Source organism: Pedobacter frigiditerrae, assembly GCF_004331645.1.
GTDB lineage: Bacteria > Bacteroidota > Bacteroidia > Sphingobacteriales > Sphingobacteriaceae > Pedobacter > Pedobacter frigiditerrae.
The window spans coordinates 48,771-72,983 of the sequence record NZ_SJSK01000002.1 but is presented as its reverse complement, the minus strand read 5'-3'; the positions used below and the strand labels follow the sequence as shown (position 1 = coordinate 72,983).

Annotated in this window: 24 protein-coding genes and 1 other RNA gene; 9 read left to right on the top strand and 16 right to left on the bottom strand. The window is 34.8% G+C overall.

Features of this window, described 5'->3' with window-relative positions; all coding sequences use genetic code 11:
- Nucleotides 1–103: 103 nt before the first annotated feature.
- Together EZ428_RS07565 and EZ428_RS07560 are read left to right on the top strand one after the other, a co-directional pair.
- Nucleotides 104–793, top strand: coding sequence for a response regulator transcription factor (locus EZ428_RS07565; protein WP_131552553.1), 690 nt, complete (start codon nucleotides 104–106; stop codon nucleotides 791–793).
- A 153-nt stretch (nucleotides 794–946) separates the two neighbouring features.
- On the top strand, nucleotides 947–1,669 hold the full coding sequence (locus EZ428_RS07560; protein WP_131552552.1) for an RluA family pseudouridine synthase: 723 nt from the start codon (nucleotides 947–949) through the stop codon (nucleotides 1,667–1,669).
- Nucleotides 1,670–1,756: 87 nt separating this feature from the next.
- On the opposite strand, the gene EZ428_RS07555 is transcribed toward EZ428_RS07560, so the two are convergent.
- From EZ428_RS07555 to EZ428_RS07520, 8 genes are all read right to left on the bottom strand, one after another.
- The gene (locus EZ428_RS07555; RefSeq protein ID WP_131552551.1) at nucleotides 1,757–3,157 is read right to left on the bottom strand and encodes a sigma-54-dependent transcriptional regulator; all 1,401 of its coding nucleotides are present in this window, start codon (nucleotides 3,155–3,157) and stop codon (nucleotides 1,757–1,759) included.
- A 528-nt stretch (nucleotides 3,158–3,685) separates the two neighbouring features.
- Nucleotides 3,686–4,058: RNase P RNA component class A (gene rnpB, locus EZ428_RS07550), an RNA gene on the bottom strand.
- A 67-nt stretch (nucleotides 4,059–4,125) separates the two neighbouring features.
- Entirely contained in the window at nucleotides 4,126–4,548 is a 423-nt protein-coding gene (locus EZ428_RS07545; RefSeq protein ID WP_131552550.1) for a c-type cytochrome, read from the bottom strand.
- Nucleotides 4,548–5,201 (bottom strand): SCO family protein, encoded by a 654-nt coding sequence (locus EZ428_RS07540; RefSeq protein WP_131552549.1) that lies wholly within the window; start codon nucleotides 5,199–5,201, stop codon nucleotides 4,548–4,550. The genes EZ428_RS07545 and EZ428_RS07540 overlap by 1 nt, the downstream gene beginning before the upstream one ends.
- Nucleotides 5,202–5,269: 68 nt before the next feature.
- Entirely contained in the window at nucleotides 5,270–6,280 is a 1,011-nt protein-coding gene (locus EZ428_RS07535) for a hypothetical protein (RefSeq protein ID WP_131552548.1), read from the bottom strand.
- The gene (locus tag EZ428_RS07530) at nucleotides 6,240–7,277 is read right to left on the bottom strand and encodes a cytochrome-c peroxidase (protein WP_225871017.1); all 1,038 of its coding nucleotides are present in this window, start codon (nucleotides 7,275–7,277) and stop codon (nucleotides 6,240–6,242) included. The genes EZ428_RS07535 and EZ428_RS07530 overlap by 41 nt, the downstream gene beginning before the upstream one ends.
- 2 nt (nucleotides 7,278–7,279) lie before the next feature.
- The gene (locus EZ428_RS07525; protein WP_131552547.1) at nucleotides 7,280–8,050 is read right to left on the bottom strand and encodes an MbnP family protein; all 771 of its coding nucleotides are present in this window, start codon (nucleotides 8,048–8,050) and stop codon (nucleotides 7,280–7,282) included.
- A 223-nt stretch (nucleotides 8,051–8,273) separates the two neighbouring features.
- Nucleotides 8,274–8,651: a hypothetical protein gene (locus EZ428_RS07520; RefSeq protein ID WP_131552546.1), complete on the bottom strand. Its 378-nt coding sequence runs from the start codon at nucleotides 8,649–8,651 to the stop codon at nucleotides 8,274–8,276.
- 65 nt (nucleotides 8,652–8,716) lie between these two features.
- On the opposite strand from EZ428_RS07520, the gene EZ428_RS07515 reads away from it, so the two are divergent.
- Together EZ428_RS07515 and EZ428_RS07510 are read left to right on the top strand one after the other, a co-directional pair.
- Entirely contained in the window at nucleotides 8,717–10,231 is a 1,515-nt protein-coding gene (locus EZ428_RS07515) for an alpha-L-fucosidase (RefSeq protein ID WP_131552545.1), read from the top strand.
- A gap of 115 nt (nucleotides 10,232–10,346) precedes the next feature.
- Nucleotides 10,347–12,335 (top strand): beta-mannosidase, encoded by a 1,989-nt coding sequence (locus EZ428_RS07510; RefSeq protein ID WP_131552544.1) that lies wholly within the window; start codon nucleotides 10,347–10,349, stop codon nucleotides 12,333–12,335.
- 461 nt (nucleotides 12,336–12,796) lie between these two features.
- Here EZ428_RS07510 and EZ428_RS07505 read toward each other — a convergent pair whose 3' ends face one another.
- Complete coding sequence (locus EZ428_RS07505; protein WP_131552543.1) at nucleotides 12,797–14,530, bottom strand: phospho-sugar mutase; 1,734 nt, start codon at nucleotides 14,528–14,530, stop codon at nucleotides 12,797–12,799.
- Nucleotides 14,531–14,707: 177 nt separating this feature from the next.
- Between EZ428_RS07505 and EZ428_RS07500 the strand changes: the two genes are divergently transcribed.
- Both EZ428_RS07500 and lysA read left to right on the top strand, forming a co-directional pair.
- A complete protein-coding gene (locus EZ428_RS07500) occupies nucleotides 14,708–16,021 on the top strand; it encodes an aspartate kinase (protein WP_131552542.1) in 1,314 nt (437 codons plus the stop codon).
- Between the two features lie 182 nt (nucleotides 16,022–16,203).
- The gene (gene lysA, locus EZ428_RS07495; protein ID WP_131552541.1) at nucleotides 16,204–17,379 is read left to right on the top strand and encodes a diaminopimelate decarboxylase; all 1,176 of its coding nucleotides are present in this window, start codon (nucleotides 16,204–16,206) and stop codon (nucleotides 17,377–17,379) included.
- A 96-nt stretch (nucleotides 17,380–17,475) separates the two neighbouring features.
- Here lysA and EZ428_RS07490 read toward each other — a convergent pair whose 3' ends face one another.
- The 6 genes from EZ428_RS07490 to EZ428_RS07465 form a co-directional block, all read right to left on the bottom strand.
- Complete coding sequence (locus tag EZ428_RS07490) at nucleotides 17,476–17,688, bottom strand: DUF3185 family protein (RefSeq protein WP_131552540.1); 213 nt, start codon at nucleotides 17,686–17,688, stop codon at nucleotides 17,476–17,478.
- A 51-nt stretch (nucleotides 17,689–17,739) separates the two neighbouring features.
- A complete protein-coding gene (locus tag EZ428_RS07485) occupies nucleotides 17,740–18,522 on the bottom strand; it encodes a hypothetical protein (protein WP_131552539.1) in 783 nt (260 codons plus the stop codon).
- Nucleotides 18,519–18,884, bottom strand: coding sequence for a DUF1801 domain-containing protein (locus EZ428_RS07480; protein ID WP_131552538.1), 366 nt, complete (start codon nucleotides 18,882–18,884; stop codon nucleotides 18,519–18,521). The genes EZ428_RS07485 and EZ428_RS07480 overlap by 4 nt, the downstream gene beginning before the upstream one ends.
- Nucleotides 18,884–19,270 carry an SRPBCC domain-containing protein gene (locus EZ428_RS07475; protein ID WP_131552537.1) on the bottom strand — a complete coding sequence of 129 codons (387 nt, stop codon included), beginning with the start codon at nucleotides 19,268–19,270 and terminating at the stop codon, nucleotides 18,884–18,886. The genes EZ428_RS07480 and EZ428_RS07475 overlap by 1 nt, the downstream gene beginning before the upstream one ends.
- A gap of 134 nt (nucleotides 19,271–19,404) precedes the next feature.
- Entirely contained in the window at nucleotides 19,405–19,788 is a 384-nt protein-coding gene (locus tag EZ428_RS07470) for a GxxExxY protein (protein WP_131552536.1), read from the bottom strand.
- A gap of 72 nt (nucleotides 19,789–19,860) precedes the next feature.
- Nucleotides 19,861–21,051: an acyl-CoA dehydrogenase family protein gene (locus tag EZ428_RS07465; RefSeq protein WP_131552535.1), complete on the bottom strand. Its 1,191-nt coding sequence runs from the start codon at nucleotides 21,049–21,051 to the stop codon at nucleotides 19,861–19,863.
- Between the two features lie 204 nt (nucleotides 21,052–21,255).
- On the opposite strand from EZ428_RS07465, the gene EZ428_RS07460 reads away from it, so the two are divergent.
- Nucleotides 21,256–21,618 (top strand): dihydroneopterin aldolase, encoded by a 363-nt coding sequence (locus tag EZ428_RS07460; protein WP_131552534.1) that lies wholly within the window; start codon nucleotides 21,256–21,258, stop codon nucleotides 21,616–21,618.
- Nucleotide 21,619: 1 nt separating this feature from the next.
- Nucleotides 21,620–23,020 (top strand): FAD-binding oxidoreductase, encoded by a 1,401-nt coding sequence (locus tag EZ428_RS07455; RefSeq protein ID WP_131552533.1) that lies wholly within the window; start codon nucleotides 21,620–21,622, stop codon nucleotides 23,018–23,020.
- Between the two features lie 93 nt (nucleotides 23,021–23,113).
- Here the strand turns inward: EZ428_RS07455 and EZ428_RS07450 are convergent, their stop codons facing one another.
- Nucleotides 23,114–23,605 carry an acyl-CoA thioesterase gene (locus EZ428_RS07450; protein WP_131552532.1) on the bottom strand — a complete coding sequence of 164 codons (492 nt, stop codon included), beginning with the start codon at nucleotides 23,603–23,605 and terminating at the stop codon, nucleotides 23,114–23,116.
- A gap of 74 nt (nucleotides 23,606–23,679) precedes the next feature.
- Between EZ428_RS07450 and EZ428_RS07445 the strand changes: the two genes are divergently transcribed.
- Complete coding sequence (locus EZ428_RS07445; RefSeq protein ID WP_131552531.1) at nucleotides 23,680–24,111, top strand: Hsp20/alpha crystallin family protein; 432 nt, start codon at nucleotides 23,680–23,682, stop codon at nucleotides 24,109–24,111.
- Nucleotides 24,112–24,213 lie beyond the last annotated feature (102 nt).

Genomic DNA, 24,213 nt, shown 5'->3' with positions numbered 1-24,213 from the left:
TAATTCAGTGTTAAAATATTTGCGTTGGTTAACAATTTGTTAACCTATTTTTAACTCAATAGTGCAAATCAATACTTACTTTCGTAATAAATAAAAATAAGCGATGAGCACAGCCAAACAGAAAATATTAATTGTTGATGATGAACCGGATATTTTAGAGCTGATTGAATACAACTTAAAAAAAGAAGGTTATCAGGTATTTTTAGCAAGCAATGGTCAGGAAGGAATAACTGTTGCCAAAAAAGTTCAGCCAGATTTGATTATTTTGGATATCATGATGCCCAAAATGGATGGAATTGAAGCTTGCCGTTTAATGAGAGCTATTCCAGAGTTTAAAAATACTTTCATGGTGTTTTTAACTGCTAGAAGCGAGGAGTATTCTGAAATAGCAGGTTTTAATGTTGGTGCTGATGATTATATAGCAAAACCAATTAAACCAAGAGCTTTAGTAAGTAGAATAAATGCTATCCTTCGTAGAAATTCAAGTGGTGAAGAAGTATCTGATAACAAAGTTGAAATAGGTGATTTAGTAATAGATAGAGAAGCTTATTTGGTTTATCAAAATGGACAGAAAGTAGTTCTTGCTAAAAAAGAATTCGAATTATTGTATTTGTTAGCTTCAAAACCAGGTAAGGTTTATACAAGGGAATCAATCCTTAAAAACATTTGGGAAGATTCAGTTGTGGTAACCAATCGTACCATTGATGTTCACATCCGTAAACTTCGTGAAAAATTAGGCGAAACTTATGTAGCTACCGTAAAAGGTGTTGGTTATAAGTTTGAGTTGAGTTAAGAAACCCGAAAGACAACATTTCAAAATATAATAAGTCTTGGCGTATAGCTAAGACTTTTTTTATTAAATTAACTAGGCAATTAGCTAATTAGCACATTCATTAATTAGCTAATTATTATTTCCGTACTTTTGCACTTTACATAACAACACAGCGTGAAGTATCCAATTTTTAAAGACCTTATCTTATTCGAAAACGATGATTACATCGTTGTAAACAAACCTCCTTTTGTAGCTTCATTAGACGAACGTACTGCTGGTGCCGAAGTTAATATCCTTCGGATGGCTAGACAGTATTCAGATGATGCACAAGTTTGCCACAGATTAGATAAAGAAACTTCTGGAGCTATTGTAATTGCTAAAAACCCTGATGCTTACCGTAATTTGGCAATGCAGTTTGAACGTAGGAAAGTTAAAAAGATTTACCACGCTGTAGTAGATGGACAATGGCAATTTGATAATCTGTTCGTCGACTTGCCAATTCTAAATGATGGTAATAAAAACGTAACGATAGATAGGGCTGAGGGCAAACGTGCCGAGACTTATTTTAACACCTTAACACATTACAAACATTATACTCTAGTTGAGTGTAAGCCTGTTACTGGCCGAATGCACCAAATTCGTATACATTTGGCTACCCAACGTGCCGCAATTTGTGGCGATCACATGTACAAAGGAAAACCAGTTTTTCTTTCTGCGCTTAAAAAAGGCTATCGCATTGCGAAAGATGAGGAGGAGCAACCAATTATGAAACGTTTTGCCTTACATGCAAAAGAAATAACATTTAAAGGCTTAGATGAGCAAGATATTCACATTGAAGCACCGTATCCAAAAGATTTTACAACCTTGTTGAAGTTGTTGGATAAGTTTGATTCGTAGGTTTGTAGTAATATTTAAAAAGTTGTAAAGTTGAAATGTTCAGGGTGGGTAACCTTTCAACATTCAAACCTTACAAATTCCAATTTTTTACTCAGCTCTTTTTAAGCCAAATTTTTCTATTTTACTATATAAGTGACTGCGTTGAATTTCGATGTCATCTGCTGTTTTAGAAACGTTCCAATTGTTCTTTTCTAATTTAAACTTGATGAACTCCTTTTCTGCGAAATCTTTATAATCTTGGAAGTTCGAGAATTTCTCATAATTGATAGCAGAACCACCAGAAGAGCCATTGCCACCACCAGCTACTGCAGTACCAATATTAGTCCCTCCAGTTGGATTAGCAAACGCAATTACATCATTTTCGGTAATCGTTTTATCGCTCAATATGATTAAACGCTCAATCATGTTGTGTAATTCACGCACGTTACCTGTCCAAGGTAAAGCCTTTAAAGCTTCCATTGCACCCTCACTAATTTTTTTAACAGGCATACCATAATCACCGCAAATTTCATCTAAAAAGTTCTGTGCAATTACAGGAATATCATCAGTTCTTTCTGTTAAATGCGGAACGTGAATATTGATAACATTTAAACGGTGGTATAAATCCATACGGAAATTACCCAACTCAATTTCTTTCAATAAATCCTTATTGGTTGCCGCTAAAACACGAACGTTAACTTCTTGTTCTTTCTCGCCACCAACCTTGGTAATTTTATGTTCTTGCAATGCTCTTAATACTTTCGCTTGAGCAGAAAGACTCATGTCTCCAATCTCATCTAAAAACAAGGTACCACCATTAGCTAATTCAAATTTACCAATGCGTTGTTTTACGGCAGATGTAAATGAACCTTTCTCGTGGCCAAATAACTCACTTTCAATTAATTCTGATGGAATTGCTGCACAGTTAACCTCAATTAAAGGTGCTTCAGCTCTGTTAGATTTTTCGTGAATCCATCTCGCAACTAATTCTTTACCGCTACCATTTGCACCAGTAATTAATACCCTAGCTTCGGTTGGCGCAACACGTTCAATCGTTTCCTTAATTTTGCTAATGCTATCAGATTCGCCCAAAATATGACGAGTTTTACTAACCCTACGTTTTAAAACCTTAGTTTCTGTAACTAAGGTTCCTCTATCTAATGCATTGCGAACAGTAATTAATAACCTGTTTAGATCAGGTGGTTTTGAAACAAAATCAAAAGCTCCTTTTTTACTTGCTTCTATTGCCGTTTCTACGGTTCCATGTCCAGATATCATGATAAATGGAAGGTCTGGTTTCATTAAAAGTGCATTTTCTAGCACCTCCATACCATCCATTTTATTCATCTTGATATCGCACAAGACTAAATCATAATTATTTTTTTTGATGAGTTCTAATCCGTCAATGCCATTATCAATGTCATCAACTTCATAACTTTCGTATTCTAAAATTTCGCGAAGAGTACTTCTTATCGCTCTCTCGTCATCAATTATAAGCAGTTTTGCCATAGTTAGTAGGTATTCATTTATATAAGTATGCTAATATATTATTTTTTGTTTAATGTATAGTTTTTTATACAGTTTATAACGTTAAAATAGGTTAAAGGTTTTAGGGTGGTTCATTTGTTCAATAGCTCATTAATTCATTGTGCAAGTTTGAACAATAGGAAAATATAAGCTCATTGGCTCATTTGGTTAGTTTTGCCATTCTGTCTTTAGAAGAATATAAACTTTGTGTTCTTAGTGTCTTTGTGGTTAAATAACAACTATATTTTTGAAAATGAATGTCAGTATCATTAGGCAAGAGCAGTCTTGCTGTCCGCTTTACTCCACTTCGTTCCGTGTTCGCTGCCACCAGGTTTATTAAACTTGGGGTTGTGCTACTATGAGGGGTTTTACTTGCACAAGCATTAGTTTATAGCCCTAATTGCAGCGATATCCTATTTTTGTCATCCTGAGCTTGTCGAAAGACAAAAATAGATATGCCGAAAAGGTGGGCTGCCAAAAAAAGCACTAGTATTGTGCTTCAAAAAAAGAAAAAAATGCAAGCCTATAAGCCGGGTTCTGTTCCTGATAAATCAGTTTTCTATCATTAATCTAATATAAATGTTGCCATTTATCTTTAACGACCTACCCACTAACATCGGACGAAGCAGCCCTACATGCGTTAGCCTATTTGGTCTTTCAACTCCCGGGGTTTACCAAAACACTAATCGCTTAGCGAGTTCGTGAGCTCTTACCTCACGTTTTCACCCTTACCCCGATAAATCGTGGCGGTATATTCTCTGTGGCACTATTCCGTCATTCAGGTTTTCAATCCTAAATGCCTTCCCGTTAGGAAGCGAGATGCTCTATGTTGCCCGGACTTTCCTCCTTACCATTAAGATACGGCGATAGAACGGCTTGCATTTTTTTGTAAAGATAGGTTTTTAAGCCGAAAGGCTTAAAATAGTTTGGAGTTTTGCGTTAACTCCAAACTATTTACATTTCTCCAAATCATCAGCTACTTGCTCAAATTTGTACATTCCTTGTTTGTTGCCAAATGAATTGGTAATGTATACTATGATTTTAGCTAAATCGATGTTTTCTATTTGTTTAAATGCGGGCATTTTACCATCGTATTTTTTTCCATTTATCACCATTCGTTTATTAGAGCCATATTTAATGATACAAGCCAGTTGATCCTTGTTTTTCTTTAAAAAAACGGTGTCTGTTAATGCAGGGTATAATTCACCTAAGCCTTCTCCATCGGCACTATGGCAATTCTGACAATATTTAATGTATAAGTCTTTGCCACCAGAAAGGTATTTTGCTTGTTCCATTTCTGCTGCATTTTGGCAGGAATAAATGATACAGCAAATGATAAAAGAAAAAATAGAAAGTAAAATGGTTTTGCGCATTATTCTTCTTCTGCTATAAGTGTTTTTAAGTCTTCTTTTAGCTTGGCAACTTGCTCTTCTTTTGTGCCATCATAAGCGCCACGCATTCTTTTTTCTTTATCAATTAACACCAACCAACCTTGGTGCATATAGCCATCTGGTGCTGTTTTATCCTCTCCAACAACAGTTAGATAGCTCTTTTCTGCCAATGAATAAACTTCTTCTTTTGGGCCATAGACAAACTGCCATTTTTTAGTATCAACACCAAGTTTTTGGGCGTAATTTTTTAGAACTGAAGGTTTATCATATTTGAAATCTATGGTATGAGATAAAAACATCACATCTGGATTGCTTTTATATTCATCATAAACTGTTTTCAAATTTCTGTGCATGATAGGGCAAATGGTGGTGCAAGAAGTAAAGAAAAAATCTGCTATATATATCTTTCCTTTAAAAGCATCTTGGGTTAAGTAAGTGCTATCTTGATTTAAGAATTTGAAATTTGGAATGGTTTGGTAAATGGTATCTACTTTTTCATTTCCATCCGCATCTTTTGTTATTTTTGCTTCACGCTGACCGTAAATTGGTAATTTTTTATCGCTATTACAAGCATAAAAGCAAATGCTTAAACTTAATAAAGTAGCGATGGCGATAGTGTTTTTAATTTTTATCATGATGATTGAAATTGGTTACAAACATACGTTAAACCCAAATAAAGTTTAACGTATATCTGTAAGATTTGTTAAGATTTAAGTAAATAATATAATTGATTAATGTTGTAGGTTATACCTAAATAAATTTTAGCTGAACTTTGTGGATGGTCTGTTTTAGCTTGCCAAGCATTTTTTTGTAAACCTATGTTTAACGCTATATTTTTATAATATAAATCTGCCCCAATACCCGCCATTAAGTTGTTCATCTCGTGTTCGCCAGTTTTTACTCCTTTGTAGGTTTCACCAGCAGAATTTTCGTAAAAAAACTGAACTGATGGCATTACCTGCCATTCTTTGCTAATTCTTTGGGTGTAAAACAGATTTAAAAAGGTTGTGCTGCTATTGGCAATTCCTTCCTGTTCATTGTTTTCTCCATTTATTTTATAGGAAGTATTAATGCTCATTCCGAATTTTTTATAACCAATTAAGTAATTGGCATAAACAAACCCATCGGTACTACCCGTACCGGGTTGCATTAAAGCAGAATACTTGATTCCTGAATTAGTCTTGATATCATTTTTCCCGCTAGGCAATTTAACTCCGGCACCTACAATTAAACGCTGATTAAATGTTGATTGGTCTAATTTTCTAATCAGGTGATAACCGGCATAAAGATTAACATCGCCCATTCCAGAAATGGAAATGGTATTTCCATTATATCGTTCGCTGTTTGAATTGTAAGGAATAATGGCATTTAATTCAATTTTTCGATGTACAAAATACCTGCCTCTAATTTCCATTGTTCGGTATAATTCATAATCGTTTGGATTATTATTGTGACCAGTTAATGGAGCTGATTTATCGTCTTTTGGAAAGAAGAAACTACTACCTTTTGGAAAAGTATAATGGTTTTGACCGTGATAACCGCTAAAGGAACGATATCGATACAATAAGCCAAAACTACTTTGGTTATCATAAGGCGTTAGTCCCATGAAGCAACCACAAATATCACAAGCGGAAGCGCTTATTGAAATTGTAAGTAGAGCAAAAAGTATAATATTAATTTTCACTGAAAATTTTATTCTTGATAAATTCATCATCTGTTAATGTTTTTAAAAAACTTATAATTTGTTGTTTTTGAATGTTAGATAGCGGAATACCTAGCTGCGAATCTTTGGAGAGCGAAACATCTAAATTTTCGTTCGCTTGTACACCAACATTATAATGTTCTAGTACTTTTTCTAATGTATTAAAACGACCATCATGCATATATGGCGATGATAATTCGATGTTTCTCAAAGTTGGAACTCTAAACTTCGCCTTATCACTAACTAAACCCGTTATCGTTTTACGTCCTTCATCAACACTGTTTAAATCCAATCCGTTATTGATGTAATTTAGATTGGTAAACAAAGGTTCTGTATGGCAGTTGGCACATTTATCCTTAAATAATTGATATCCCTGCTGTTCTTCAGGATTAAAAACAGTTTCCTTCCTCATCACTTTATCATACTTGCTATTTGCAGAAACCATCGCTGCTGTAAACTGTGTTAAAGCTTTTAAAAGATTTTGAGAATTGATGGTTGCTGAACCAAAAGCATCTTTAAAAAGACTAGGGTAGGGAGCTGTGTTATTTAAGAAAGTGACGATTGTATTTAAGTCGCTTCCCATTTCGCAAATATCTGTTATGGCATTAATGGGTACAATTTCTAAGTTTTTAGCACCGCCATCCCAAAAGAATTCGCGTTGCCAAGCTAGGTTAAACAATACAGGTGCATTTCTTTTCCCTAAACAATTGTTAACCCCGTGACTTACTTTATGGTCTAGGTTTGCAAAACCTGCAAATTGTTGGTGACAACTTCCACAAGAGATTGATTTATCTGCTGATAATCGAGCATCATAAAATAGTTTTTTGCCTAAAGCAAAGCCATTATTAGTTAAGATATTTCCATCGAATTTGTATACCGCATCTGGAAAGTTGCTAGGAACCACAAACCGAATTTCTTCAGTTTGTGGTTTAACTATTTCAGTTTTACTACAGGCATACAACATCCCCATACTTGCTATAAGTATGAGGTATATTTTTAAATGCCTCATGTTTAATTGTGTATGTGTTCAAATTCGAATAAACCATTTACATAATTATCTGCCACAATTACAGAATTAGCACCACCCATGGTAAAGTTTAGGTTAGCAAAGCTGATTTTTTGTTTTCCTTTAAATAAACTTCCAGCATTCACCACAAAATGAACTTGAGGATTTTTATCAGCTCTAATTCTTAGCGGATTTCCAGTACTAAAATCGCTGCTGAAAGTTCTAATGGTGTTATTTGGGTCAACAATTCCGCCAATATGAAAAGTTAATGATTTGTCTGTCGCTGTAGATTGTGGCGATGTTCCTTCAAATTTCACGAAGATGTAACCACTATTCCAAGTCCAGAACATTCCTAAAGCTGGATCTAATGCACCTGTTTGTGCACCTGCCAAATTCCGTTCTTTGTCTACACCAATGGTAAAAGATATTTTAGCATAATCTCCTGCCGGGATGTCTTTAAGATTGTTTAATAAAGAACTTGGTTTCGCCGCATCCATTAAGATGTAACTTTCTGGGATTGCATAAATAGAACCATCTGTTTTGGTTAGTTTGATATTACTTACATAATATTTAAATGTAGAAATATTGAAACTCTCTCCATTGAGATTCGTGTAATTTTGATTGTTTAAAACTAGTGGAGCACCGTTTACCTGATTTTCAAATTCTAAGGCGAAAGTTCCTTTTTCGGCTGTATTAACGGTTTCATCTTTTTTGCAAGAAGTAAATGCAATGGTTAAAATTGCAAAAAGTGCGATTGATATATTTTTGGTATTCATTGTTTGAAACTTTAAAAAATGTAGAAATGTGCCAATTTGATTTTGGCAATTATTATTTGGTCCCCGCAGATAAATATGATTTTGCAGATTTTAAGTGTCTATCTGCGCAATCTGTTAAATCAGCGGGAAAATTTTATAAGAATAGTTAGTCTTGACGAAAATTCAAGAACGACCTTGATAATTTGCCTATCAAAAGACAGCGATTCAAGGTAACAAATAGATGTTATGCGTGCTTAGGCGGTTGGAAGATAGAGAGGGAAGTCTTTATTGGCTTTTTTTGCAGGTAATTCATTGCAAAAATTTCAATGGGCAATTCGTAAACTGGTGCTAACAAGCTAGCCGTTACTGGTGCTACAGTTTCAATAATTCGTTTTAAATTATCTTGATCGTGTTTATTCTTTTGGTCCAGTTCCTTTAATTTAATATCCATGAAACATTTACCTTCACAATGCAATTCGTGGTTATCTTTATTGGTACAAAGTACGGTAGAAATGTATTGTTTGTTGAGGATATAAGATGATGATAAAATCCAATAGTTAAAACAGTTGGTTAAAATTCCAACCAAAAGAAAGATGGCTATAAACTGCTTACAGATTTTCATCGAGCGCAAAACTAAACATTTTTACTGCTCAATTAAAGCAAAAACTGTATATTAATTTCCGAAATATGCGATCTATAAAAACAATTCTTTTTGCTGGTCTAGTTTTAGTTAATTCTTCTCTATTTGCTCAAGAAAATACTGGCAATCAAGTCATCATTAAAGCAACGGATAAACACGAGGATATAATCCGCAAAGCAGCTAATGTAAAACCATCTACCAGACAATTACGATGGCAACAGCTAGAACTAACTGCTTTTTTCCATTTTGGTGTAAATACTTTTACCAATAGAGAGTGGGGAGATGGAAAGGAAGACCCTAAGATTTTCAATCCCACAAAACTGGATGCCAGACAGTGGGTAAGAACAATGAAAGAAGCAGGCTTTAAACAAGTTATTTTGACAGCAAAACATCACGATGGTTTTTGTTTATGGCCTAGTAAATTTACTGAACACAGTGTTAAGAATAGTCCATGGAAAGGTGGAAAGGGAGATGTGGTAAAAGAAGTTGCAGCTGCGTGTAAGGAATATAAGATTGGTTTTGGTGTTTATTTATCTCCATGGGACAGGAACCATAAAGATTATGGTGATAGTAAAATTTATAATGAATATTTCGTAAACCAGTTAACCGAATTGCTAAGCAATTATGGTAAAGTAGATGAGGTTTGGTTTGATGGTGCAAACGGAACCGGACCAAATGGTAAAAAGCCTGTTTATGATTTTGCCAACTGGTACAAGCTGATTAGAAAATTACAGCCATCAGCAACTATTGCAGTTATGGGGCCAGATGTACGTTGGGTAGGAACCGAAAGTGGTTATGGGCGTGAAACGGAATGGAGTGTTTTACCTGCAGATGAAAACATGTTAAAGGCAATTGCCGATAATTCTCAAAAGGAAGTAGCTTTTGTCCCTGCTGGTGATAAAATGGGTGAGGATTTAGGTAGTCGCTCGAAGATTTTAAATGCTAAAGGTTTGGTTTGGTATCCAGCAGAGACTGATGTATCTATTCGTGATGGTTGGTTTTATCATCCAGAACAAGATAACAAAGTGAAAACGCCAGAAAAATTAATGGATATCTATTTTTCATCCGTTGGAAGAAACAGTGTTTTGCTATTAAATGTTCCGCCAGACAAAAATGGGCTAGTAAGCGAAAGTGATGTCAAAACCTTAAAAGACTGGTCGTTTTTAAGGAACGAATTATTTGCAGAAAACATAGCCAAACAAGCTAGCTTAAAAGCGAGTAATGGTAATAATGTAAATTCAATATTAGATGGCAGTCAACATACCTATTATGTAGCTTCACCAAAAGATACCGCTGCTACCATAAATCTTACTTTTTCAAAACCAGTAGAGTTTGATGTTTTATCGCTGCAAGAAAACATTGCCATTGGTCAAAGAGTAGAAAAGTTTGTGTTAGAATATAAAGATGGGGACGATTGGAAAACGATTACTCAAGGAACTACAATTGGGTATAAAAGGCTATTGCGTTTTAAAGCTATCGTAGCAAAAGAAGTGAGGTTAAACATTTTATCATCAAGGTTAAATCCAACGATTACAGAGTTGGGATTGTACAAGTCAAAATAATAAAAGTAGATTGAATTCAGTTTTTGAAGCCCGCTGATATTGCGGATTTCGCAGATTTTAAAGAAATATAATCTGCGATTTTCTGTTAAATCTGCGGGAGTATTTTTTAAATTATATGAATAAATTAAAAATAATTATAGTTCTATATTTATTATTCGCCATCAACGCGGATGCGCAAACCTTGAAGCAAAAATTAACCACCAATTGGGTTTTTCAAGAGCAGGATGATGCTAAATGGTATCCTGCAAAAGTGCCAGGGGAGGTACATGTAGATTTGTTAAATAACAAATTAATACCAGACCCATTTTATCGTGACAATGAAAAAAAAGTACAATGGGTAGAAAAAGAGAATTGGGACTATAAAACTAACTTTGATATTTCTGCTCAAACCCTTGCTTCTAATCATATAGATTTAGTTTTCGATGGTTTAGATACCTATGCTGATGTTTATTTAAATGGAAAGCTGATTTTAAAGGCGGATAATATGTTTCGCCAGTGGACAGTTGATGTGAAACGCCTTGTTAAACCAAAAGGCAATCAATTGTTAGTTCGTTTTTATTCAGCACAAAACAAAGTTGATGCCATTGCAAAAGCCGATTTACCTTTTTTTATCCCCGATAATCCAAGAGCTTATGTGCGCAAGGCACAGTTTCATTTTGGCTGGGATTGGGGACCGAAATTAACGGGCGTTGGCATTTGGAAAGAAGTAAGATTGGAAAGTTACAACACCAAACCAGCTGAAAAACCTTTTGTAGTACCCATAAATGTAGAGTTGGTGCAACAGCCCGATAAAGATGGTAAATCATTCTATTTTAAGATTGATGGAAAACCCGTTTATATGAAGGGAGCAAACTACATTCCATCTGATGCATTTGTAACCCGAATGACCAAAAATGATTACCGCAAAATGTTGATGATGGCAAAAGATGCCAATATGAACATGTTAAGGGTTTGGGGTGGAGGAATTTATGAAGCTGATGAATTTTATGATTTGTGCGATTCGCTTGGCATTCACGTTTGGCAAGATTTTATGTTTGCAGGAACAATGGTGCCAGGAGATAAAGCTTTTTTTGCCAATGTAAAAGAAGAAGTAAAATATCAGGTTAAGCGGTTAAGGCATCATAAAAGTATTGTGTTATGGTGTGGTAACAATGAAATTGATGAAGCTTTTAACCGTTGGGGGTGGCAAAATCAATATCGCATTAAACCTAAAGATTCAGTTAAATTATGGGATGATTACACTCGACTATTTAGGGATAGCATCCCAAAATGGGTAAAAGAAGTTGACAATAGTAGACCTTACATCAGCACTTCTCCAAAATATGGATGGGGTGTTAAAAATAGCTTTACTGAAGGCGATAGTCATTATTGGGGCGTTTGGTGGGGCAATGAAGATTTTGAGGTGTTTGAAAATAAAACTGGAAGATTTGTGAGCGAGTACGGAATGCTAGCTATGCCTAATTATTCAAGTGTTTTAGCTTATACGCAACCACAGGATAGGTATTTGTTTTCCAAAGTTTTAAACGACCATCAAAAGGCAGGGAATGGTTTTGCAAAGCTGAATGTTTATCTCCAAAACTATATGATTGATTCGGCCAGAATCAATAAACTTTCCGTTGAGGATTATACTTATCTCACCCAATGTGTGCAATATTATGGTTTCAAGAATATGATCTTAATCCACAGAAATAAAGCACCATACAATATGGGAACTTTGCTATGGCAGTTAAATGATTGTTGGCCTGTAGCAAGTTGGAGCATTACAGATTATTACGACCGTGCTCCAAAAGCAGCTTGGTACGCTGTAAAAGAAGCCTATAGGGATGATATTAAACTTGAAAGAGATATGATTAAACCGAAAGATTTAAAGTTGGTAAATCCTAAAATTACTTATCAAGTTAAAGGCAATCAAATCATTTTAAAATCTTCAAGCCTTGCTAAATATGTTTTTGTAGATATCGCTGGTTACAAAGGAAAATTAAGCGATAACTATTTCGATTTGGAAGCATGGAAAGAGAAAGTTATTACTTTTGACCAAAAGGAATTAAATGGCAAAAGTGTGATGGTTAAGTTAAAATCACTTTGGGATGTGGTTAAGAATTAAGCGTCATTTGCCAGAGTGGCCAAATCTCGAGCAATAATCTAGTTAGGTGAATTCGTTTGGAATTTTTGAGTAAAAGTAAAAACAGTGTAAAACTTTTAAGAAAAACATATTTTTTTACGCTGTCAAGGCGAAGAATTGTGGGTGTTTTCTCCCACATTCCTCCCAGATTCGTTCGGAGAATCGGCCTTTAAAGCAAGGTTTCTCGAACAAATCTGGGAGAAGTCTCGAACAAACCTTATTCAAGCCTGTGAAATGTGGTCATTTCTTGGCAAGATGATACTTTTATGTTTTTCTTCATATATTCGTTTCAGTGTTAGTTCATTGCCGTTTGCTTAGCTGACTGTTTTAGTTTGACAAGTTCAAGCAATTCTTCGAAATAATAGGCAACAAAAAAGGTTGATGTAAAACACCAACCTTTATTTTAATGATGAGTCTTCGACTCCGCTCAAACTGACAATTTATTATCCTTGCAAATCTTCCATTATTGTTTTAATCTTTTCTGCTAGTTTCTCTTCAGTAGCTTTAAAGTCTTCTGCGCTTTCTAATGACGTATTTACGCTGCAATAAAACTTGATTTTAGGTTCTGTGCCACTTGGTCTGGCAGAGATGATGCTACCATCAGCAGTAATAAATTGCAATACATCAGATTTTGGAAAACCTAGTTCCTTGCTAGAACCTGCTTTAATATCTGTTTCTTTGTTTAATTCGTAATCCTTTAAGGTAACCACTTCAGAACCACCCAGTTTTGCTGGTGGATTATTTCTAAATGTTTCCATCATAGCTTTAATTTCTTCAGCCCCAGTTTTACCTTTTTTGGTAATCGAAACTAAATCTTCCTTGTACATTCCGTAAGTAACGTACATATCAATCATTGCTTGATATAAGCTACTGCCTTTATCTTTATAAAACGCAGTCATCTCGGCAATAAATGCACAAGAAATCACTGCATCTTTATCTCTCACTAAATCGCCAATTAAATAGCCATAGCTTTCTTCACCACCTGCAATAAAGGTTTTTTTGCCTTGTTGTTGTGTCATTACCTGGCCAATCCACTTAAATCCTGTTAAAGTATTAAAGTATTCAACGCTCTTAGCATCACAGATGGCTTTAATTAAACTTGTGGTTACAATTGTAGAAACAACGTATTCATTTCCAGTTAATTTTCCTTTTTCTTCCCAAGCGGTTAATAAATAGTTAATTAACAAGCTACCAGTCTGGTTTCCATTTAAAAGAATAAATTCTCCGTCATTGTTTTTAACAGCAATACCAACACGGTCAGCATCTGGATCCGTTGCTAAAACTAAGTCAGCGTCAAGCTCTTCAGCTTTTTTTATCGCTAAACTTAAAGCATCTTTTTCTTCAGGATTTGGATAAACAACAGTTGGAAAATTTCCATCTGGTTTACTTTGCTCTTCAACTATGTTAACATTAGTAAAACCGAATTGCGCCAAAGCTTTTGGTACTAGTGTAATTCCAGTTCCGTGGATAGGAGAGTAAACAATTTTTAAATCGCGTTCACGAGCAATTGCATCTGGCGAAACTGAAAGTGCAGTAATTTTATCTAAATAACTTTTATCAATTGCTTCTGCAATTAACTCAATATTACTTTCAACTCGATCAAATTTAACCTCGTCAATGCTTTTAATGGCAGCAACTTCATCCATTACCATTTTGTCATCCGGAGAGGTAAACTGGCCGCCATCATTACCATAAGCCTTATAGCCATTATATTCTTTAGGGTTATGGGAAGCGGTTAACATCACGCCACTTTTGCAACCTAATTCACGTATAGCAAATGAAAGTTCCGGTGTTGGACGCAACGCTGAGAAAAAGTAAACTTTAATGCCATTTGCAGAAAAAACATCTGCAGTAATCTTTGCAAAAAAGTCAGAATTGTTTCTGCTGTCGTGTGCAATTGCCACGCTAATTTTTTCTCCTTGATATTTTTTGTTCAAGTAATTAGCCAGGCCTTGTGTAGCAGTTCCAATAGTATATTTGTTAATGCGGTTAGAACCAGCCCCCATAATTCCACGCAAGCCACCTGTCCCAAACTCTAAACTTCTATAAAATGAATCTGTTAATTCAGTAGTCGAATTATTGTCTAATAAGGCCTGAATTGAACTTTTTGTTTCTTGGTCGTAATTGCCATTAAGCCATTCGTTAATTGTTGCAAGGGTGCTTTCTTCTAATTGCATTTTTTAAATTGATTGATGTAAGTATTATAAATACAAAACAAAATTAAAATTGTTCACGTCTATTTACGAGAACGTTATCAGAATTTTATTTTGTCATTTTGGCGAAAATTAGACCTCTTTTCCTTATTTTCACGCCCCGATACAATAATAAGAAAAATACGCATTCTAAAATTAAAAATGAAAATATTAAAATTTGGTGGAACGTCTGTAGGTAGTCCTGAGCGAATGACAAAACTGTTGGATATTATTAATCCGGCTGAAGAACAAATAGTTGTATTATCAGCGGTGTCTGGTACAACAAACAGTTTAGTGGAAATTTCTTCTAAGTTATTGAAGGAAGAAAAGGATGAGGCTATCAAATTAATAAAGGCATTAAACCAAAAGTATAATGAGTTTGTGATCGAGCTTTTGCCAGCAGGCGATTTTAGAGAGCAAGGCCAGGAAGTAGTAGATTATCATTTTAATTTTTTAGCTTCTTTAGCTAATGATTTATTTACCAATATAGAAGATAAAGTTGTTTTGGCTCAGGGTGAATTATTATCAACCACTTTATATCATATCTATTTAAAGTCGATAGGAGTGCCTTCTGTGCTTTTACCTGCTTTAGATTTTATGAAAATTGATGAGGATAATGAGCCAGATATTCCTTTTACTACGGAACATTTAACGCCGTTATTAGCCAAACACAAAGGAAATAACTTATTCATTACACAAGGTTTTATTTGTAGAAATAGCTTTGGCGAGGTTGATAATTTACGCAGAGGTGGAAGTGATTATACAGCATCATTATTAGGGGCTGCAATTTTAGCAGAAGAAGTTCAAATATGGACTGACATTGACGGGATGCACAATAACGACCCTAGAATTGTGAAAGGAACTAAACCAATTTCTCATTTGTCTTTTGATGAAGCAGCTGAGTTGGCTTATTTTGGTGCAAAAATCCTGCATCCACAGTCAGTTTTTCCAGCGCAGAAATATAAAATCCCTGTTCGTTTATTAAATACAATGGAGCCTAAAGCTTTGGGTACTGTAATTAGTACGGAGAGTGAAAAAGGTAAAATCAAATCTATTGCAGCAAAGGATGGAATTACAGCGATCAAAATCCAATCGAGTAGAATGCTTTTGGCTTATGGTTTCTTAAGAAGGATTTTCGAGATTTTTGAGCGATATAAAACTCCAATTGATATGATTACCACGTCTGAGGTTGCAGTTTCATTAACTATAGATTTTACAGATAACTTAGAGGAAATAGTAAAAGAACTAAACTCTTTCGGAAGTGTTGAAATTGATAAAGACCAATCGATTATTTGTGTTGTAGGTGACTTTGGAGCAGAAAAACATGGTTATGCGGCTAAAGTTTTAGATTCAATTAAACATATTCCAGTAAGAATGATTTCATATGGAGGAAGTGCTTATAACATTTCACTTCTAGTTGGAACAGAAAACAAGGTTGAAGCCTTAAGAAGCTTACACGATAGGATTTTTGAATAACTAAAATCGCTTTCTAAGATATACGTAGATTAGGACAAATAATAAAAGTAGTACAAAGGAAAGTCGAACTCTTCTTTCAAACTCTTTTCTGGTAATGTTACCTCTTCTATAATCGAAATAATTACCGGCATACATGATTGCCAAAAAGACCAAGAATAATATTAATAGAAATTTCAAAGATTATGTTTTCCGATAAAGATATAGCACATTTCTCTAATTTAGAAACTCCATTTTACTATTACGATTTAAATTTGCTTGAACGTACGTTAAAAGCTTGTGAAGAAGCTTCAAGCGTTTACAAGTTTCATGTTCATTATGCAATGAAGGCAAACTTTAATCCGATAGTTTTAAAGCAAATTGAAAAGATTGGTTTTGGTGCCGACTGTGTAAGTGGAGGTGAAGTTAAAAAAGCTATTGAAGTTGGTTTTTCTAAAGATAAAGTCGTTTTTGCTGGTGTAGGGAAATCTGATAAGGAAATTAATGATGCATTGGATAATGATATTTTCTGCTTCAACGTAGAATCTGTTCAGGAATTGCAGGTAATTAATGAATTGGCCGAGGCAAAACAGAAAGTTGCTAAAGTGGCTATTCGTATTAACCCAAATGTTGATGCGCATACCCACGCTAACATCACCACTGGTTTAGATGAAAATAAATTCGGCGTAAATTCATGGGATATGCCCGCCTGTGCAGCTATTTTAAATATTTCACCCAATTTAGAGTTTGTTGGTATTCACTTTCATATCGGTTCGCAAATTACCAATATGGATGTTTATAAAAACCTTTGCATTCGTGTTAACGAATTTGCTGCCTGGTTTGAAGACCACGGCTTTAAGGTAACCATTCTAAATGTTGGTGGTGGACTGGGAATTGATTATCATAATCCAAATGGACAGATACCCGATTTTAAATCATACTTTAAAATATTCTCAGACTTCTTGGAAGTAAAGCCTTATCAGGAAGTTCACTTTGAATTAGGTAGGGCATTGGTTGGACAAAGCGCATCTCTAATTAGCAAAGTGCTGTATGTGAAAAATGGTAAAAAGAAAAACTTCATCATTTTAGATGCAGGTATGACCGAGTTAATGCGTCCAGCATTATATCAAGCTTATCATAAAATCGAAAATATCAGTCCAAAGTCTGAAGTCAATAGTCCTGAGTCAGCGATTGTAAAATACGACGTAGTTGGGCCAATTTGTGAAAGCACAGATTGTTTCGGTAAGGAAGTTGAATTGCCAGAGACTTTTAGAAATGATTTAATTGCAATTAGAAGTACTGGCGCTTATGGCGAAGTAATGGCTTCGCATTACAATTTGAGAGAAAATGTTCAGATTGTTTCTAGTGAGGAAATAAAGTAACTTTATAAATTTTGTCATTCTGAGCCTGCGAAGAATCTAAAATGTGGATTCGCTATTGAGATTCTTCGTTGCACTAAGAATGACAAACAGCTTTATTTATTTCTTCCTCGATCCAACAAATACAATCACGCCTGCAATTAATACAATTCCGCCTACATATGGTGGCCAGTTAACAGATTTCTCTCTATCAGCAGAAACTTGAATTGGGCCTGCATCAATTACTTTTTCTTTTTTAGTGTAAGTAAATCCTGTCCATACCAATAACACAATTCCGAGTATAATTAATATGATTCCTAATGTTCTTCCCATGATTTAAGATTTAGGATTAGAACATTTAATGATGCCAAAAGTTTGTTTTGTCTAAAAAGAATAGCCTAAGCTTAGTTTTCCTGTCCCACCTTTGCTTGCACCAATATCAATAATTCCATAAAGTTTTTTTAATTTAAAATAAAAAGAGGAGCTAAAAGAACCGCCATTAGCGGTGTACATAGTTGATGAATTTTGAAGACTCTTGTTTAACCCGGGTGTAAATCCATAAAACAATCTAATGGCAAACTGATTATTATAGTTGCTTTTAGTATGCCAAGTGATTTCGCTAGCGATACCAGTAGTGTATAAGGTTGTTTTTGTTGAACTTATAACATTTGGGTCATTTAATCCTTTCATTTTTTTTCTGAATGTGGAGTAACTTCCATTTTCAAAACTTAGCGCATTTTCCCAGCTTAGAATTCTAAACTCTGCATTTCCAGCATTATCATAGTAACCAATAGATGTTCTTAAGCCACCACCAAAAACACTTTTTCCATCTAACTCTGTGATGGCATTTTGCTTGTTGTATTCGCTATCATAACTGGTTTCGCCAGCAAAACCATAAGCACCATAAGCTATATTTATGTTTTTGAAAGTATGACCTCTACTAAAGTTTAAAAAGCCCATATCAATGGACCCAGAGCCATAGGGCAAATCTAATCCAGCAAGACTTGCACTTATATAATTTTTAACCTTAATGGAATCAGACCCCATAGGTTTTGGTAAATAAGACACATCATTTCCTGTGGCAGCAGGAACGAAATAAGAGGGTGTACTGCAAGAACTAATAAATATGATCAATACAAGGAGAGAGGGCAGCGTTAATTTTTTCATTTAGCGTTAATTTTGTTGTCGTAAATATAGATAGCTTGTGTTAAGATACTATTAATCTTTTCAATCGGTAAGTCTTCTTCTACATCAAATAAAAAAATCTTAATCCTTGATCTGTCTTCTGCTAATAGTTCATCATTGTTAATTAGTGCACCATTATAAAATCCTAAATAAGGTTTCTTAAATTTTTTATGAAACCAGATATAGCACAACATTTTACCCTTATAACAAAAGAATGGCAGTTTATATTTCCACTTATGTGTAATTAGGTTGTTGTGTTTTAGAATAATTTCCTTCATCGCTAATAAACAACCTCTGGTAGGCTCTTCACGTTTAAGGTAGAAATTATCTAAATCGCTTAACATTAATATTCTATTTCGAAGAAATCAGCTAGTCCGCCTAAAAAATATTCTTCAATTCCCGAAGTAAAATCATCATAATCTTCATCAGGAATGTTAGTTTGAACAAATTCTAATGATGTTCCTTTTTTATCTTCGTGAAGTTTGATGGTTACAATCGATGGCTCACCGTCATCCCCAAAATACCATTGTTGTACAATTTTTTTATTAGGTTCAAACTCAATGTTTTTGCCAACAATATCACCATCCCAAAAAGAGAATTCAGTGCCAGCTTCTTCCGTAAATTCAACCTCAGCACCTGTCCACAGCTGAATGCTTTGGGGTTTTGTCAACGCTAAATAAACTTCTTCTGGTGGTGCAGGTAGGGGTATGTATTTTTTATAGTTCTTCATCTAGATTTATCAGGATTATGGTGTAATATTAAGAAAAAATGTTTTATCAGGATTACAGGAATAGCAAGATTATAGTTAAAAAAAGTGCTTGTCAGGCTTATAGGGCTTTCAAGATTATTTGGATAGGAAAATGTTTATTTCAAGTAGTTGTTATTTGAAATATATATCTTTTTAAATTGAAGACTTGTTGCTCCAAAATTAATTAATAAACCAATAGGAAAATGATAGGCAACAACATAATTTTTTGCTTGAGCCAAGTGTACGTTTTCAAGATTAATTAATGCTTTAAGTTCAACTACAACTTGGTTTTCTATAATGAAATCTGCCCTTCTTTTCCCAACTTCTATATTATCATAATATATTGTTTGTTCAACTTCTCTGGCAAATATTAATCCTGCTCTGTTAAGTTCTATAGCTAAACAACGCTGATAAATCACCTCTTGAAAACCATTACCTAAAGTATTGTTAACTTTCATTGCGCAACCATTTACCTTATAAGTAATGTCTTCTATTTCCATTTGGCTTCACTTATTTCTATATTTTAATCTTGGTAATCCAGAAAATCAATCTAATCCTGCCCAATCTTGCCCCTACTTAAAAGCATTTAATCCTGTTACGTCCATTCCAGTAATTAATAGGTGAACATCGTGTGTTCCTTCGTAAGTAACAACCGATTCTAAGTTCATCATGTGGCGCATAATAGAGTATTCTCCAGTAATTCCCATTCCACCTAACATCTGACGGGCGTTTCTTGCTATGTCTAAAGCGATTTCTACGCTGTTACGTTTTGCCATAGATATTTGCTCTGCCGTTGCTCTGTTCTCGCTTTTAAGCGTGCCTAGACGCCACACTAATAATTGGCCTTTTGTGATTTCAGTAATCATTTCGGCTAATTTCTTTTGCTGTAATTGAAATCCGCCAATTGGCTTGCCAAATTGAACACGTTCTTTCGAATAACGAAGGGCAGTGTCGTAACAATCCATAGCAGCACCTAAAGCTCCCCAGGCAATACCATAACGAGCTTGGTTTAAACAACCTAATGGTCCTTTTAAGCCTTTAATGTCAGGGAAAATATTTTCTTTTGGGACTTTAACATTGTCGAAAACCAATTCTCCAGTAGCAGATGCTCTTAAACTCCATTTGCCATGGGTTTCTGGAGTTGTAAAGCCATCCATTCCACGTTCAACAACCATCCCTCTTATTTTACCTTCTTCATCTTTTGCCCAAACTACAGCAATATCGGCAAATGGCGCATTAGAAATCCACATTTTAGCGCCGTTTAGCAAATAGTGGTCGCCTTTGTCTTTAATGTTAGTAACCATACCGCCTGGATTAGAGCCGTGGTCTGGTTCAGTTAAACCGAAACAACCCATTAATTCGCCCGTAGCTAATTTTGGTAGATATTTTTTGCGTTGTTCTTCTGTTCCATATGCGTAGATAGGGTACATTACCAAGGAACCCTGAACAGAAGCAGTAGAACGAATGCCAGAATCGCCACGTTCAATTTCTTGCATGATAATACCGTATGCGGTATAATCTAAACCAGCGCCCCCATATTCTACAGGAATAGTAGGGCCAAAAGCGCCAATTTCTCCTAAACCCTTAATTAAATGTTTTGGAAACTCTGCCCTTTGCGCATAGTCTTCAATTATTGGACTAACTTCTTTTTTTACCCAATCTCTTACGGTTGAGCGAATTAATAAATGTTCTTCAGATAAAAGTTCATCTAACTGGTAATAATCTGGTGCTTCGTAAAGGTCTTTCTTGGCTGATTTATTCATCTGTTTTTTATATTATTTTTTATTGGTCAGATGGAGCTTTTACGATTAAAACAATTATTTTAATCGTTCTCGGTTCATCTTTTACAGTATATTTGGATTGATAATCTGGTAAAATCAAAGGTAATAATTTAGTGTAATGACTAGTAAAAACCGCATAAAAATTTAATTTTGCCCTTAAATCTTGCTTTAAATAATTTAAACCTAATGTTTGTACAGACTATTGCTTTAAAAGACGTAAAATTTTACGCTTACCATGGGTTTTATCCTGAAGAACAGCTTACAGGAAACCATTTTTTGGTAGATGCTGAGGTAACTTTTACGCCATCTGGCGATACAGAAGATTTGCTGCATACAGTAAACTATGAAGTAATAAATGCCATTATTACCAAAGCAATGAAAGAAACTCAAAAACTACTAGAAACGGTTGTTAAAAATATAATAGATGAGTTATTGTCTAATTACTCTTTTCTATTAACTATAGTAGTTGGAATTAGAAAAATACATCCAATGATGCCAGGAGAAATAGGGCATTCATTTGTACAATTAAGTTATACTTCTTCGAAATAAAATGGAATACACTAAAATAACCAGCGCTATTTTAGCAGAAATTGAAAATGCAATTGGTGCTTCAAATGTCTTTGTAGATGATGAATCTCTAGCTAATTATGCTCACGATGAAACGGAAGATTTAAAATACTATCCCGAAGTTGTGGTTAAGCCAACTGATACAGAAAGCGTTTCTGCTTTATTGAAAATTTGCAACGGTTACAAAATTCCGGTTACGCCAAGAGGCGGTGGTACAGGTTTAAGCGGTGCGGCATTGCCTATTTTTGGTGGTGTTTTGCTATCGATGGAGAAGTTTAAAGCTATTATTGATATCGATACAGAAAACTTGCAAGCAACTGTAGAACCCGGTGTAATTACTGAGGAATTTATGAATGCAGTAGCAGAAAAAGGTTTGCTTTATCCTGTTGACCCAAGTAGTAAAGGGTCTTGTTTCATTGGTGGGAATGTTGCACACGGTTCTGGCGGGCCAAGAGTAGTAAAATATGGAACAATTCGTGAATATATTCTTAACCTAGAAGTTGTTTTAGCAAATGGAGATGTGATTTGGACAGGTGCTAATACCTTAAAATATGCATCAGGCTATAATTTAACACAATTGATGATTGGTTCTGAAGGAACATTGGCAGTGGTTACAAAAATTGTAACTAAGCTTATTCCAAGGACAAGCTTAACAGTATTGATGTTAGGTTCTTTCTCTACAAACGAACAAGCCTGTGGTGCTGTTTCTGCAATTTTTAGAGCTGGAGTGACACCTTCTGCTCTAGAATTTATGGAGCGAAAAGGAGTGGAATGGGTAATTAAATTTGATGAAATAAAATTCGATTTAAAGGATGATGTGAATGCTTTCTTGATGATTGAGTTTGATGGAGACGATTTAGATGTGATTTTTAAAGATTGCGAAAAAGTAAATATGGTGCTCGAAGAATTTGGATGTACTGAAGTGCTTTTTGCAGATACTGCTCAGCAGAAGGAAGAATTGTGGAGGATGCGTAGAACGATGGCTGAATCGGTAAAATCAAACTCCGTTTATAAGGAAGAAGATACTGTTGTGCCACGAGCCGCTTTACCTAAATTAGTAAATGGCATTAAAGAAATTGGATCTAAATACGGTTTCGAAAGTGTTTGTTATGGTCACGCAGGCGATGGTAACTTGCACATTAATATCATAAAAGCCGGAATGAGCGATGATGATTGGAGGCATAAACTAAAGGACGGAATTATAGAAATTTTTGAACTAACAACTGCATTAGGCGGTACAATATCAGGAGAGCACGGCATTGGTTTGGTTCAAAAAGATTACATGCCGATTAAATATAGTGAAATCCATTTGAACTTAATGCGCAGTATAAAAAGCGTTTTTGACCCAAATGGGATTTTAAATCCTGGTAAGATAACACCTTAGTGTTTTTGTCATTCTGACCAAGGAAGAATCTCTAAAGTGAAATCAAAGTAGAGATCCTTCGCAGACTCAGGATGACAAGTCACGGAATTTTTTTTAAGAACTCTCCAATTGCTCAAACGCTATCATTTTGTTTCTTTCCTTATCTGGTATGGCCGATGGGGTTTTAGAGCCATAATCATAAGCTACGCAAACTGTTTTGCCTTTGCTGCAGGTTACTTCTTTACCGTTTACATCTTTTACAATAAGGTATTCTAAATCGAAACTGGTATTGCCAATTCGCGAAGTGCGAACGTACATGCTCACTTTATCTTCTAAAAAAATAGGTGCAATATAATCTATAGATGCTTGGCCAATCACTACACCTGTAGTTTTCCAATCCCAATTAATGGCGTGTTTCCAATATTTGGTTCTGCCGATTTCCATATAGGTGAAGTAGATGGCGTTGTTTACGTGTCCCATCATATCTAAATCTGCGAAACGCATTTCAATACTGGTTTTATACTTAAAAGTGTCGACGTGACCTACTGAAACTGACTTTTTGTCTGTTGATTTTTCTTTTTTGCGCCAAAATGACTTAAAAAACATAGATATTTGGTTTGGAATAAGGTTTGAATAGGAACAATTATAATTTAAAAAATAAAATAACGGAGGATATAAAAATGACTTTAGTAAAATTTAACAACAAAACGAGAAACACAGCACCTTATTTTAACAATGTTTTCGATTCTTTGTTTAGTGATGCATTAAATAAAAATCACGGTGTAAATAAAGTGCCTAATGTAAACATTTATGAAGGTGCTAATGAATACAAAATTGAGTTAGCTGCTCCTGGATTAAATAAAGAAGATTTTAAAATAGACTTGAAAAAAGATAATCTTTCTGTTTGGGCAGAGAAAAAAGTAGAAGCAGATACACAAAAAGATTATACACGTAAAGAATTTGAATACAACTCCTTTGCAAGGTCATTTGTATTGCCTGAAGGAGTTGATGCTGATAAAATAAGCGCAGAATACACCAATGGTATTTTATATATCACTATTGGTAAGATAGACGATGCTAAACAAGCGCATAAAGAAATTGTAGTTTCATAATACAATAAGTTTGATTTTGAGTTTAAGGTTGAAAAGGGTATGTCGAAAGATGTATCCTTTTCTTTTTTAGATTGATTATCCTTAAGCCTTAAAACCTTATAC